The 12946-nt window shown below is 72.2% G+C and carries 11 protein-coding genes; 3 read left to right on the top strand and 8 right to left on the bottom strand.

Annotation, left to right across the window (positions count from 1 at the left end; genetic code table 11):
- Positions 1-86 precede the first annotated feature (86 nt).
- The 4 genes from SGFS_RS08165 to SGFS_RS08150 are packed head-to-tail and all read right to left on the bottom strand — an operon-like array spanning position 87 to position 4515.
- Positions 87-1055 carry a PDR/VanB family oxidoreductase gene (locus tag SGFS_RS08165; RefSeq protein WP_286248946.1) on the bottom strand — a complete coding sequence of 323 codons (969 nt, stop codon included), beginning with the start codon at positions 1053-1055 and terminating at the stop codon, positions 87-89.
- A gap of 18 nt (positions 1056-1073) precedes the next feature.
- The gene (locus SGFS_RS08160) at positions 1074-2264 is read right to left on the bottom strand and encodes an acetyl-CoA C-acyltransferase (RefSeq protein ID WP_286248944.1); all 1191 of its coding nucleotides are present in this window, start codon (positions 2262-2264) and stop codon (positions 1074-1076) included.
- Between the two features lie 54 nt (positions 2265-2318).
- Entirely contained in the window at positions 2319-2924 is a 606-nt protein-coding gene (locus SGFS_RS08155) for a histidine phosphatase family protein (RefSeq protein WP_286248943.1), read from the bottom strand.
- A 52-nt stretch (positions 2925-2976) separates the two neighbouring features.
- Positions 2977-4515 (bottom strand): AMP-binding protein, encoded by a 1539-nt coding sequence (locus SGFS_RS08150; RefSeq protein ID WP_286248942.1) that lies wholly within the window; start codon positions 4513-4515, stop codon positions 2977-2979.
- 195 nt (positions 4516-4710) lie between these two features.
- Here SGFS_RS08150 and SGFS_RS08145 point away from each other — a divergent pair, with 195 nt between their 5' ends.
- From SGFS_RS08145 to SGFS_RS08135, 3 genes are all read left to right on the top strand, one after another.
- The gene (locus SGFS_RS08145; protein WP_286248941.1) at positions 4711-5949 is read left to right on the top strand and encodes an acyl-CoA dehydrogenase family protein; all 1239 of its coding nucleotides are present in this window, start codon (positions 4711-4713) and stop codon (positions 5947-5949) included.
- Between the two features lie 173 nt (positions 5950-6122).
- Positions 6123-6887 (top strand): SDR family NAD(P)-dependent oxidoreductase, encoded by a 765-nt coding sequence (locus SGFS_RS08140; protein WP_286248940.1) that lies wholly within the window; start codon positions 6123-6125, stop codon positions 6885-6887.
- A 3-nt stretch (positions 6888-6890) separates the two neighbouring features.
- Positions 6891-7688: a ThuA domain-containing protein gene (locus SGFS_RS08135; RefSeq protein WP_286248939.1), complete on the top strand. Its 798-nt coding sequence runs from the start codon at positions 6891-6893 to the stop codon at positions 7686-7688.
- A gap of 218 nt (positions 7689-7906) precedes the next feature.
- On the opposite strand, the gene SGFS_RS08130 is transcribed toward SGFS_RS08135, so the two are convergent.
- From SGFS_RS08130 to SGFS_RS08115, 4 genes are read right to left on the bottom strand one after another with little or no spacing between them, the layout of a single operon-like run.
- Positions 7907-8950 carry an NAD(P)-dependent alcohol dehydrogenase gene (locus tag SGFS_RS08130; RefSeq protein WP_286248938.1) on the bottom strand — a complete coding sequence of 348 codons (1044 nt, stop codon included), beginning with the start codon at positions 8948-8950 and terminating at the stop codon, positions 7907-7909.
- Positions 8947-10083 (bottom strand): ABC transporter permease, encoded by a 1137-nt coding sequence (locus SGFS_RS08125; RefSeq protein WP_286248936.1) that lies wholly within the window; start codon positions 10081-10083, stop codon positions 8947-8949. Before SGFS_RS08125 ends, SGFS_RS08130 begins: the two co-directional genes overlap by 4 nt.
- A 27-nt stretch (positions 10084-10110) precedes the next feature.
- Positions 10111-11634: a sugar ABC transporter ATP-binding protein gene (locus tag SGFS_RS08120; protein WP_286248934.1), complete on the bottom strand. Its 1524-nt coding sequence runs from the start codon at positions 11632-11634 to the stop codon at positions 10111-10113.
- Complete coding sequence (locus tag SGFS_RS08115) at positions 11619-12761, bottom strand: sugar ABC transporter substrate-binding protein (protein WP_286248932.1); 1143 nt, start codon at positions 12759-12761, stop codon at positions 11619-11621. Before SGFS_RS08115 ends, SGFS_RS08120 begins: the two co-directional genes overlap by 16 nt.
- Positions 12762-12946 lie beyond the last annotated feature (185 nt).

Below are 12946 nucleotides of genomic sequence, written 5' to 3'. Positions count from 1 at the left end.
AGATACTAGGACGTCCTAGTAAATTGCCGAAGGTGGCGGCGACGATGTGAGCAGCGGCACAGGGACGGTGCGAAAGGCCCCACTGCTCACAGGTCGAGGACCAGACGAGGCCCGCACGAGCGGGAGACGCAGATGAGCATGGTGTCGCCGGCTGCCCGCTCCTCCTCGGTCAGCAGGGAGTCGCGATGGTCGGGCCGGCCGACGAGCACGTCGGTCTCGCAGGTGCCGCACGTGCCCTCCCGGCAGGAGAAGTCCACCGCGACGCCGGCCTCCTCCACGGCCTCGAGCACCGAGCGGTCCGGCGGCACGGTGAGGGTGAGCCCGGAACGGGCGAGCTCCACCTCGAAGGCCTCGGCCGGGCCGGCTCCGGCGGCCTCGACCGGGGCGAACCGCTCGACGCCCAGAGTGCCCGGGGGCCAGCCCGCGGACTGCTCCTGCACGGCCCTCAGCAGGGGTTCGGGACCACAGGCGTGCACCAGGGTGTCCGGCTCGGCCGGGCCGAGGAAGGCGGCGAGGTCCAGCAGGCCGTACTCGTCCTGAGGGCGAATCAGGACGCGGTCCCCGTACGGGGCGAGACGGTCCAGAAACGCCATGGAGGTACGGGTGCGGCCGCCGTACAGCAGGCGCCAGTCGGCCCCCGCGGCCTCGGCGGCCTCGACCATGGGAAGGATCGGCGTGATGCCGACGCCACCCGCGACGAACAGATGGCGTGCGGCGGGCCGCAGCGGGAAGTTGTTCCGTGGTCCGCGGACCCGGACGGTGCTGCCTTCGCGCACGTGGTCGTGGACGTACGCGGAGCCGCCGCGGCTTCTCGGCTCGCGCAGCACGGCGATCTGCCAGGCCTCGTGTTCCTCAGGGTGCCCGCACAGGGAGTACTGACGGATCAGGCCACCGCCGTCGCCTTCCAGCAGTACGTCGATGTGGGCACCCGGGGTCCAGGAGGGGAGTGCCTCGCCGTCCGGGCGGCGCAGGGTGAGGGAGACGACACCGTCGGCGGCGGGGGCGCGGGTCGCCACGGTGAGGATCGTCTCGGCCAGGGGCGGATGGTCGTTCATGGTGCGTCAGCTCCGGGTTCAGGCCTGTACAGGCACGTGCAGCAGCAGCGCGTCGCCCTGGCCGCCGCCCCCGCACAGGGCCGCCGCTCCGCTGCCTCCTCCGCGTCGCCGCAGCTCCGCCGCGAGGGTCAGCACCAGGCGGGCGCCGGTCATGCCGACCGGGTGGCCGAGGGCGATGGCGCCGCCGTTGACGTTCACCTTCTCCAAGGGGATGTCCAGTTCTCGTACGGAGGCGAGGGCCACTCCGGCGAACGCCTCGTTGATCTCGAACAGATCCAGATCGGCGGCCTTGAACCGGCCGTCCCGGGACAGGGCGTCGCGGATCGCGCCGGCCGGCTGGACCAGGAGAGAGGGGTCGGGGCCCGCGACCGTGCCGTAGGCACCGATCCCGGCGAGCGGGGGCAGACCCTCCCGCCGGGCCCGTTCCGCGCTCATCACGACGACGGCCGCGGCGCCGTCGGAGAGCTGTGAGGAGTTGCCCGCGGTGATGGTGCCCCCGCCGGAGAAGGCGGGTCTCAGGCGTCCCAGGCTCTCGGCGGTGCTTGCCGGCCGTACGCCCTCGTCGGTGTCCACCACCGTCTCGCCGCGCCGTCCCGTCACCGTGAACGGGACGATCTCGTCGGCCAACGCGCCGGACTCCTGGGCGCGGGCGGCCCGTCGGTGGGAGAGCGCGCTGTACTCGTCCTGCTCCTCGCGGGTCAGCGCGAACGGCTGCTGGTACCGCTCGGTGGCCGCGCCCATGGAGACGCCGTCGAAGGCGCAGACGAGCGCGTCGCGGTCGAGAGCGTCCTCGACGGCGGACGCACCGTACTTCCAGCCGGCGCGTGCCCCGCGCAACAGGTGCGGGGCGCCCGACATGGACTCCATGCCGCCGGCGACGACCACCTCGTGCCGGCCGGAGGCGATCATGAGGTCGGCCAGGGCGATGGCGTGCAGCCCCGACAGACAGAGCTTGTTGACGGTGCTCGCGGGGACGGAGAACGGGACTCCGGCGCGGATCGCGGCCTGCCGTGCCGGATTGGGGCCGGCCCCGGCCTGGACGACATGGCCCATGACGACGGCTTCCACGGCGGCCGGGTCCAGGTGCACGGCGGCCAGCGCCGCGCCGATGGCGTGGGCGCCGAGGTCGACGGCGGACGCGCTGCTCAGGGTGCCCATCAGTTTGCCGATGGGCGTTCTTGCTCCGGCGACGATGACGGATCCGGGCATGGCCGGAACCTCCTGGGGGAGTGGGGTGGGTCGGGCCTGGCGGCGGGGGCGGGGTCAGGCGACCGCGTCGACGGCACGCTCGGCGATCATGTGGGCCGTCTCGTTCACCGAGTGCGGGACGATCCGGCCGCCCGGCAACCGCCGCACCCGGCAGACCGAGGTGTAGCCGGGGTGGAACCAGAACATCGTGGTCAGCCCGAGCACCGTCGCCAGATACGTGTTGGTGATGCCGCCGTGGCACACGACCGCGACCCGCCCGCCGGGATGGGCGTCGAGGATGGTGTCCATGGCCCGTACGGCACGCGCGCGGAAGGCGTCCCAGTCGAGATCGGGCACGAAGTCCTCGTACCGGCCTTCGGCAAGGGCCGCCGCCCGGGGATCGTCCGTGCCGATCTGCTCCGGTGGCGTGTAGGGGTGCGAGACGTCCGTGTCCCACTCGCGCAGGTCGTCCAGCACGGTCGCGGTCATGCCGGTGAGCCGCTCCAGGGGCGCCACCGTCTCGCGGGCACGCCGGAACGGGCTGGTGTACAGGGCGTCGACGTCCTCGTGCACCAGCCAGGCGGCGAGGCGCTCCGACTGGGCGGTGCCCTCCGGCGACAGCCCCGGGTCGTACACGCCCGCCAGGGGGAGGCCGTGCCGGATGAGGAGGAGTTCGGTCATGAGTGATCCTTCGTACGAGGGGTCGGCCGTTGTCGGCGGTCGTCGGTTCGGCTCAGCCCGCGATGGTCCGCTCGGAGTGCCAGAAGGGGCGGCGCATCGCGCGTTTGTCGAGCTTGCCCATCGCGTTGCGTACGAGTTCCGGCACGAACTCGTACGCCTTCGGGCACTTGTAGGCGGCCAGCCGGTCGCGGCAGAAACTGTCCAGCTCCGCGGTCTGCGGCTCGTCCGCGGTCGCCACGACCAGCGCCCGCAGCGACTCGCCGAAGTCCGGGTCGGGCACGCCGATGACCGCGACCTCGGCGACCGCCGGGTGCTGCCGCAGCACCGCCTCGCTCTCGGCCGGGTACAGGTTGACACCGCCGGAGACCACGACGTCCGCGGCTCGGTCGGTGATGAAGATGTAGCCGTCCACATCGACGTAGCCGATGTCGCCGAGGGTGAAGACGCCGGGGGAGAGATAGGCGGCCTTCGTCTTGTCCGGGTCCGCGTGGTAGCGCACGCCCCGGTCCTCGGGTGCGCGAAAGGCGAGCAGTCCGCGTTCGCCGGGCGGCAGCGGACGGCCGTCGTCATCGGTGACCAGGACCTCGAACGGGGGTTGGACGCGCCCGACCGAGCCGGGGTGTTCGAGCCACTCGGTGCTGGTGATGCGGGCCACCGTGCCCGCCTCGCTGGCGCCGTACGACTCGGTCAGCACCGGACCGAACCACTCGATCATGGCCCGTTTCACGTCCGGCGGGCACGCGGATCCGGTGTGGGACACCTGGGCGAGGCTGGAGACGTCGTACCGGGCGCGCAACTCTTCCGGCAGGGCGAGCAGTCGTTGGAAGTGGGTGGGCACCATGACCGTGGAAGTGACCCGCCACTTCGCGACACGGCTCAGGAATATCGCCGGGTCGTATCTGCCGAGTACGACCACCTGCTGACCGGCCGCGAGGTGCCGCAGTGACGTCAGCGGCGCGTTGTGCTGCAGCGGGCCGCACACCAGGTGCGGGCCCGGCGGGAATCCGGGCCGGGCGGCCATCGCGGCCAGATACGCGGCACTGCCGGTGACCGGACCGCTCACCCAGCGCACCTCGGTGCCGCGTGCCCGGCCCGTGGTGCCCGAGGTGTAGACGAGGGGAGGCCGGGCGGGCCGGTCCGTCGGGACGGGGCGTTCGGTGCGCGCCGCCGCCAGCCACAGGTCCCAGTCGAAGGCGTGCCCGATCGCGGGGGCTCCGTGCATCACCAGCGGCAGGCCCAGTTCCCTGGCCGCGTCCAGGGCGGCGCCCGCCCCGGAGGGGCCGGCGATGATCCCGGTCGCGCCCGCGTCGATGATCTGGTCCACGAGCTCGCCCGGCGTCAGATGCCGGGACGCGGCCACGGTCCCCACACCGGCGCGCAGTCCGGCCAGATGGGCCACCACTGTCGGTATGGCGTTGTCGCCCAGCACGACGACCCGGTCGTGAGGGCCAGGGGCGATCTCCAGCAGTCGAGCCGCCGCCCGAGCCACCTGGTCGGCGAGCCCGGACCAGGACAGCACTTCCCAGTCGTCGACCAAAGCGGGTTCGTCTGGTGTCTCCCGGGCGCGACGGTCGAGTGGCAGCAGCGACATGGCTCCTCCGGCGGCTCTCGGTCCCCTCCCGGCTGACGGGAGAGTCGAATGCCGAGACTGTAGCGTTTATCAAGAAAGTGCGGAACACTCTGACTCAAGATGAAGGCTGTGCCGCTTGTTCAATGAGTGATGAGGCCTTCTCGTCCTCGTTCGTTACTCAAGCCTGCATCTGGTAAGTACTCCCGAGGAGGTCTCGTGTCGCAGCACGATCTGGACACATGGCGCACGCAGGCCCGGCAGTGGCTGGCCACCGTGCTCGAACCACGCCGGGCAACGGCGTCCGCGGAGGAGGCCACCGACCTCGCCGTGTTCCACAACCTCCCCGAAGACGAGGAACTCCTGCTGCTCGATCGCTGCCGCGCCTACCAACGGGCCCGCTTCGACGCCGGGTACCAGGCCCTGACGCTGCCCCCGGACAAGGGCGGGGCGGGCCTGACCGCCGCGCACGTGGCGGCTTTCGCCGAGGAGGAGTCCGCCTTCGAGGTACCGCCCTCGACCGAACTGATCAGCGTCACGGTGCGCCTGGTCGCGATGGCCGTCTCCCTGTTCGGGACACCCGAGCAACGCCACGACCACGCACGCGCGTTCCTGCGTACGGACCTGCTCGCCTGCCAGCTCTTCAGCGAACCCGGCGCCGGCTCCGACCTCGCCGCTCTGCGCACCCGTGCCCGGCGGGACGGCGAGGACTGGGTGATCGACGGGCAGAAGGTGTGGACCTCGGGAGCGCAGTTCGCCGACCACGGCCTGCTGCTCGCCCGCACCGATCCCGACGTCGTCAAACAGGCGGGTATCACCGCCTTCCTGGTCCCGATGGACGCTCCCGGCGTGGAGGTGCGCCCCATCCGCCAGATGAGCGGTGGTGCCTCCTTCAACGAGGTCTTCCTCAGCGGTGTACGCGTCCCGGACCGGCTCCGGATCGGGCACCCGGGTCAGGGCTGGGAGGTCGCCACCACCACCCTCGGCTTCGAACGGACCGCCTCCGGCAGTGGCAACCGGCGCAAGGGCGGCACCTTCACGGACGTTCTCGCCCTCGCACGCTCGCTCGGCCGCACCGACGACCCGCTGGTCCGTCAGCGCCTCGCCGACCTGTACGTCCGCACCGCGCTGCGCGCCGCCACCGTGGACCGCGTCGCCCGAGCGAGCGCCTCCGGCGGCCGGCCCGGCCCCGAGGCGTCGCTGACCAAGCTGATGGCCTCCGACCTGCTCACCCGCACCGGACAGGTCGCCGCCGAACTCATGGGCGCCCGGATCTGCGCCGACACGGGAGAGCCGGGCACGTTCGCCTGGACCGAGCACGTGCTCGGTGCCCCGGGCTACCGCCTGGCCGGAGGCACCGACCAGATCCAGCGCAACCTGATCGGCGAGCGCGTACTGAAGCTGCCGCCGGAGCCGCGCGCGGACCGGGTGCCGTTCTCGCAGCTCTCCGGCAACTGAGGAACGACGAACCCCAGGGCCTCGGGGCCCGTTCCCCGCGGTCACCCGGGCGGGTTCCCGCAATCACCCCGGGCGCGTTCCCCGCAGTCACCCCGGGCCCGTTCCGCCAATCACCCCGGGCCCGTTCCGCAACCACTCGGGGTTCGTTCCGCAATCACGAAGGAGTGACATCGATGGATCTTGGACTGACAGGCGCGAAGGCGCTGGTGACCGGCGCGAGCCGGGGCATCGGCCGGGCGATCGCCGCCACCCTGGCGGCCGAGGGCTGCGAGCTGGCGCTGTGCGCCCGGGGCGAGGAGGCGCTCGCCAAGGCCGCGGCCGAACTGCGCGGCGAGGGGGCGACGGTGTTCGCCGAGCCGGTCGACGTCACCGACCCGGCCGCGCTCGCGGGCTTCGTGGAGCGGGCGGCCGGTGAACTCGGCGGCCTGGACCTGCTGGTGTCCAACGTGTCGGCGGGCAACGTCAAAGGCCCGGAGTCGTGGGAGGCCAGCCTGCGCGGCGACCTGATCCCGTTCGCGGGACTCGTCGAGGCGGCCCTGCCCCACCTCGAGGCCTCCGACCGGGCCGCCGTCGTCGCCATCGGCACCACCAACGCCTCCGACACCGCCCGCCCCGCCGGCGCCAACTCCTACTCCGCCATGAAGGCCGCCGTCGTCCAGCACGCCTCGGCCCTCGCGCACGCCCTCGCGCCGAAGGGCATCCGCGTCAACACCGTCTCGCCCGGCCCGATCGACTTCCCCGGCGGCGCCTGGGAGACCATCCGCACCAGCCGTCCAGAGGTGTACGAGGAGGTCCTCGCCAAGCTGCCGATCGGCCGCTACGGCACCGCCGAGGACGTGGCGGCCGCCGTGGCGTTCCTGCTCGGCCGCACCGGCTCCTTCTGCGTCGGGGTCAACCTCGTGGTGGACGGCGGGCTGCTGACCCGCGTCCAGTACTGAGCCGTGGCGGGCCCGGCCGGCCGCCTGGACGCCGTACTCGTCTGCGGCGGGCGGTGGCACGACTTCGACTACGCGCGGCTCCGACTGCTGGAACTGATCGGTGAGCATCCGCGGGTGCGGACGACGGTCTTCCAGGACTACGACTGTGCCGCCGCGCTGGAGGGGGCCGACCTGTTGGTCACCTATACCTGCGACGTCCGGCCCCGGCCGGCCGAGCGGGCCGCGCTGGCACGGTTCGTCGAACGGGGCGGGCGCTGGTTGGCCCTGCACGGCACCAACTCGGTGATCGAGCCGCCGGCTCCCGGCGGACCGCGGGTGTTCACCACCCCGCGGCTCCTCGGCGAGGTGGCGGCCGTGCTCGGCAGCCAGTTCCTGGGCCACCCGCCGATCGAGCCGTACGAGGTGCGGGTGACCCGGCCCGGCCATCCGCTGGTCGCCGGGATCGAACCGTTCACGGTCACCGACGAGCTGTACGTGTGCGAGCTGCACGGGGAGTTGGAGGTGCTGCTGCACGCCGAGTACACGGGTCCGTGCCGTGGTTTCGCCGAGAGCGACACGGCGGCTGTCGACGACGCGCCCCGGCCGGTGCTGTATCTCAAGCGGCACGGCCTCGGCGAGGTCTGCTACTTCACCCTCGGCCACTGCCGGGGCCGCTACGACACGCAGGACCTCGGCGTGGCGGACACCGGGCGGGTGGACCGGGGGCCGTGGGAGACACCGGAGTTCCTGACGGTGCTGCGGCGCTGTGTGGCGCGGACGGTGGGTGGGCGGGGCCCGGAGGGGGTCCCGGCGCATCGCTGAGTGCGCTGAGTGCCGGGGGCAGCGGCCGGAGGGATTTCGCCCCCGCCGCCCCAACCCGTCCCATCACGAGCAGGCTGCGCCCCCTGACCCCCAGGCCGGTTTGTCGAGTGTGGGTGCCTCGTGGTCGCGCGCGAAGTTCCCCGCGCCCTTCAGGGGCGCGGGGAACTTCGCGCGCGGGGTCTGGGGGCGGAGCCCCGACCGGGCCCGCGCGCCCCCGCTCAGCCGTGCGGCAGCACCACCGCCCGGCCGTTGATGTCCCCGGCGTGCAGGCGCTCGTAGGCCACTGGCGCCTCCTCGATCGAGAAGGTCTCGACATGGGAGGAGACAAGCCCCTGCCGCGCCAGCTCGACGACCTCCATGAGCTCCACTCGGCTGCCCCAGTAGGGGAACGTGGCGGACACCTCGAACGGCAGACCGCCGCCGAAGCCGACCGCCAGGGTGCCCCCGCCGATGCCGACGATCGTCACATCGCCCTCCACCGCCACCGACGCGGCGGCGACGGCCAACGTGGCCTGGGCTCCCACGAAGTCCAGTACCACCTCCGCTCCCCTCCCACCGGTGAGTTCCCGGATCCGCCCGGCCGCCGCGTCGTCGGAGAGCAGCGCCTCATGGGCGCCGACGGTCCTAGCCAGCTCCAGCTTCCCCTCGCTCACGTCGAGGGCGACCACCCGGGCCGGCGTCAGCACGCGCAGCAGCTGCACGGCGAGATGGCCGAGCCCCCCGACGCCCATCACCACCGCGGTGCTGCCCGGCACCAGCTTGGCCAGCGACTTCACGATCGCGTGATACGGCGTCAGCCCGGCGTCGGTGAGCGGTGCCGCCTGCACCGGGTCGAGTCCGTTCAACGGAACCAGATGGCGGGGCGAGTCCACCAGCATGTACTCGGCCAGGGCGCCGGGCGAGCCGAGCCCGGGCGGCAGGATGCCGAGCCCCGCGGCGTGCGGACAGCAGTTCTCCTTTCCTTCGGCGCACTTGTGGCAGCGCCCACAGCCCCACGGGCCGTACACCGCCACCGCGTCGCCTTCGGCCGGCCACTCGACGCCGCTGCCCACGGCCGCGACCGTGCCGACCCCCTCGTGGCCGAGCGTCATCGGCAGCGGGTACGGAAACCGCTCCTCGGGCCAGCCCATGACCGCCAGGTCGGAGTGGCACAGCCCGGCCGCCGTCACCTTCAACAGCACCTGACCCGGGCCGGGTTCGGGTACGGGAACCTCGACCACCTCGGGGGCATGTCCCACCCTCCGGTACTGCACAGCCTTCATCCTCTGCTCTCCTCACCGGTGGCCGGCACGGCGGAGCCCTCCGTGGGAGTCTCGGGCCCGCCATCGGACGAGTGCCCCCTCCGGCGGCGCAGGACGGCGGGCAGGGTGATCCGGCCACCCGTCAGGACCAGCGCGACGATGAGGACCGAGCCGGTGAACAGGCTCGCGGCCCACGGGGCGCTGGTGGCGAGCCCGAGCCCCGTGACGCCGGTGCCGAGCAGCAGGACCGCGAGCACCGTGCCCCAGGCGTTGAAGCGGCCGGCGCGCAGCTGGGTCGCCCCGACGAAGGCCGCGGCGTAGGCCGACAGCAGATACGGCGTGCCCGCGGTCGGCGATCCCGATCCGACCGAGGACGCGAAGACGATTCCGGCGAAACCGGCCAGCAGCGCGGAGGTCACCAGGGTCAGGAAGCGCAGCCGGTCGGTGCGCACCCCTTGCAGCCGTGCCGCGTCGGCGTTGAAGCCGGTCGCGTACAACCGGCGCCCGGTGGCGGTGTGCTCCAGCAGGAACCAGATGGCCACCGCGGCGAGCAGCAGGTACAGCACCGGCAGCGTGATACCGCCCGCGTCCAGCTGGGCGATGTTCGCGAACGGCTCGGCCAGCAGCTGCACGCCAGTGATGGAGCTGTCGTTGGTGACCATGGTGATCAGGGACTGGATCAGCGCACCGGTCGCCAGGGTGGCGATGAACGAGTCGACGCGCAGCACCACCACCACGATGCCGTTGACGACCCCGATCAGCAGCGCGGCGGTCATCGCCAGGGCGATCGCGGCGGAAGGCCCCAGCCCGGTGGAGACCAGGAAGTAGGCGGTCAGCACGCTGGTCAGCGACATGGTGTAGGCGACCGAGAGGTCGAAGACACGCGCGGCCAGCGGCGGTACGACGCTGAGTGCCACCAGCCCGGCCACGGCGTTGCCGTTGAGTATCTGCTTGACCGTGGTGGCGGTCGGAAACGTCTCCGGTGCCCAGACGGAGAAGAGCACGGCGATGACCAGCCACACGTACACGGCGCCGATGTTCCGGAACGACAGGGCGGCCGCCGCCCGCCGGACCGGTGCGGCCGGGACGAGCGCCGCGGGCCGGTCCGGCGCGGACGGCCTGAGCACCGCCGACCGGGTCGGGGTGGATGTCATGTCAGTCGGTTCCTTCCAGGGCGCATGTCACTCGGTTCCTTCCATGGCGTGCACGAGCGCGGGCTCGGTGATGTCGCGACCGCTGAGCTCCCGTACGATCCGGCCGTCCCGTACCACCAGGACACGGGTGCACAGGGCGAGCAGGTCCTGGGTGTCGGAGGAGGAGAGGATGACGCCCATGCCCTCGTCCGCCTGACGCTCTATCAGGTCGTACAGCTGCAGACGGGTGGCGATGTCGACGCCCGCAGTGGGTTCGCACAGCGCCAGCACCGGCGGACGCTGGGCCAGACAGCGGGCCATGACGACCTTCTGCTGGTTGCCGCCGCTCAGTGTGGTGATGCGGGCTCCGCGGCCCGCCGTGCGGACCCCGACCCGCTGGATCCAGTCCTCGGCGAGGGAGGACTCGCGGCGCCGGTGCAGCCGTCCGCCCCGGGCGCGGAGCCGGTGCAGAAGAGGAAGGGTGAGGTTCTCGCCGACCGAGAAGTCACCGATCACTCCCTCGCCCGGCCGGTCGGCGGGGACCAGGGGGAGGCCCAGCCCGCCGGCGTGGCGCGCGTCGGTCCAGCGCTCGGAGCGCTCCGGCAGCCGCAGCCTGCCGCTCACCCGCCCGGAGTGGGCGCCGCACACCGCGTACGGCACGATCTCGTGGCCGGAGCCGACCAGCCCGGTGATGCCCAGACGCTCGCCCCCGGCGAGATCGAAGCCGATTCCCCGCAGGGGCCCGGCCCACAGGTCGCGGACCTCCAGTACGGTCCCGTCGGTGCCGGAACGAGGAGCCGGGCGGTGGTCGGTCTCCGTCTCCTCTCCCGCCATCAGCTCCGCCAGCGAGCGCGGGGTGAGTTCGGCGACCGGGCGCGTGGCGATGCGGTGTCCGCCGCGGATCACGGTGACCCGGTCGGCGAGCGCGAAGATCTCGTCCATCCGGTGCGAGACGTACAGCACGCCGGCGCCGGCGTCGCGGACCTCCCGCACGATGTCGAAGAGCCGGGCCACCTCACCGGGCGGCAGTACGGCGGTGGGCTCGTCGAGCACCAGGACACCGCGGCGGCCCTCCCAGCCCTGCAGCGCGGCGGCGATGGCCACCACCGCGCGCTGGACGGGGGTCGCCGTCGTCAGGGGCCGGCGCACGTCGATGCCGAGACCGAACCGTTCGACCAGTGCGGTCGTCCGTCTCTCCATCTCCGGCCAGCGGATGTTGCCGAGGGCCGTACGGGCGAAGCCGCGGCTGAGCGCGAGGTTGTCGACGGCGCTCAACTCGCCCACCAGCCCCAGCTCCTGGTGGACGAAGCGGAGCCGGTCGTGCCGGGAGGCGGTGACCTGGCCGAGGTCGAACGGTTCGCCGTCGAGTTCGGCGACCGCTCCCGGCTCCGCGTGGTGGTATCCGGCGAGGATCTTGATGAGGGTGGACTTGCCGGAGCCGTTGGGGCCGATCAGAGCGTGGATCTCGCCCTGTGCGACCTCCAGGTCGATCTCCTTCAGCGCCTGGGTTCCGCCGAACCTCTTCGACAGCCCGGCCACCCGCAGCACCGGCCGGGTCAACTCAGCCCCCACAGCGCCTTGAACTGTGCCTGATAGTCCTCGACGATCGGGAAGTCGCCGTCGGCGGAGGGCAGGTTGCCCTTGGTGACCAGCATGTTCGGCAGCTCCGCCCGCTGGTCCACGTCCATGGACTGGCCGGTGAAGTGCCGCGCCAGCGCGTCGACCTGGATCCATGCCGTCTCATGGGAGTTCAGCGCCATCGCGCCGTCGCTGAGACCGCTCTGGATGTACTGGTAGTTCTGTGCGTCACCGACGTTGACCACGAGGTGCTTGCCGGTGACGCCGGCGGTCTTCAGCGCGGCCGGGACGCCCACGTTGAGCAGGCCCAGGGAGAAGACGACGTGGGTCACCTTCGGGTGCGAGCGCAGGTACGACACCACCCGGTCCGGCATGTCCTTGCCGACCGCGGTGATCGGCACGTCGACGTTGTCCAGCGCACAGCCGGCGCACCATTCCCTGTACTTGGCCGCGAAGGAGTCCTTGACGGGCTTGAGGATCGAGTAGGCCGGCAGATCGAAGTACACGGTGTTCGCCTCGGCGCCGCTGTCCGACACCACCCACGAGGCGAGCATCTCGCCCTGGACGCCGACGTCCTTCGGCCCGTTCTTCAGCAGGGAGACGCCGTCGCCCACCACGTCGTCGGCGTTCGACTGGATGACGGGGATGTCGGCCGCCTTCAGCCGTGCCAGTTGCTTGGCGTAGACGGCACGCGGGAAACCGGAGGCGACGACGGCGTCCGGCTTGTCGCGCAGGACCTGCTCATAGGCGGCCTGGACGGACTCCGGGGTTCCCTGGGTCGCGATCTGCTTCACCTTCCAGCCGAGTTCCTCGGCGCCCTCGGTGAAGAAGTCGGCAAGGTCCTTGCAGGACTGGACGCCGCACAGAATGAAGTCGATCTCCTTGCCCTTGGGGATCTTCTTGCCGACGGGCTGGGTGACGGAGATCGAGGCCGGGCGTTCGGAGTACTTCTGCAGCGCCGCGCGGGCCGCCGTCAGACCGGGCGAGCCGGGTGCCGCCGCCTGCGACGTCCCGGCGGCCGGAGTGGAGTCGGAACCGCATGCCGTCAGGGTGAGCAGGGCGGTGACGGGCACGATCGCGGTGAGGGCGCGGCGGACCGCGCGACCGGGTGTGGAACTCATCGTTGAGTACTCCCGTGGTGTGGCGCCTGCGCTGCCGCGACCCGCGTCGCTCCCGCGTCCGCGGCGGTCGGCTCCGTGCAGGCGGATCCTGTGCCGCCCGGGACGGGACGGCACTCATGGGGTGCTGAGGGGAAGCGGGCTGCGTCGATCGCCGACGTGGGGCACGGCGCGGGCCGCCGGGGTGA

The sequence above is a fragment of the Streptomyces graminofaciens genome (assembly GCF_030294945.1).
Taxonomy (GTDB): domain Bacteria; phylum Actinomycetota; class Actinomycetes; order Streptomycetales; family Streptomycetaceae; genus Streptomyces; species Streptomyces graminofaciens.
The sequence above is the reverse complement of the archived record's forward strand: the minus strand, read 5'-3'. Positions and strand labels throughout refer to the sequence as shown.

Bases quoted from the DNA above. Each gene is read 5' to 3' on its own strand.
- SGFS_RS08130 (WP_286248938.1), bottom strand. From the start codon at position 8,950: ATGAAGGCTGTGCAGTACCGGAGGGTGGGACATGCCCCCGAGGTGGTC.
- SGFS_RS08125 (WP_286248936.1), bottom strand. From the start codon at position 10,083: ATGACATCCACCCCGACCCGGTCGGCGGTGCTCAGGCCGTCCGCGCCG.
- SGFS_RS08165 (WP_286248946.1), bottom strand. From the start codon at position 1,055: ATGAACGACCATCCGCCCCTGGCCGAGACGATCCTCACCGTGGCGACC.
- SGFS_RS08160 (WP_286248944.1), bottom strand. From the start codon at position 2,264: ATGCCCGGATCCGTCATCGTCGCCGGAGCAAGAACGCCCATCGGCAAA.
- SGFS_RS08150 (WP_286248942.1), bottom strand. From the start codon at position 4,515: ATGTCGCTGCTGCCACTCGACCGTCGCGCCCGGGAGACACCAGACGAA.
- SGFS_RS08140 (WP_286248940.1), top strand. From the start codon at position 6,123: ATGGATCTTGGACTGACAGGCGCGAAGGCGCTGGTGACCGGCGCGAGC.
- SGFS_RS08155 (WP_286248943.1), bottom strand. From the start codon at position 2,924: ATGACCGAACTCCTCCTCATCCGGCACGGCCTCCCCCTGGCGGGCGTG.
- SGFS_RS08115 (WP_286248932.1), bottom strand. From the start codon at position 12,761: ATGAGTTCCACACCCGGTCGCGCGGTCCGCCGCGCCCTCACCGCGATC.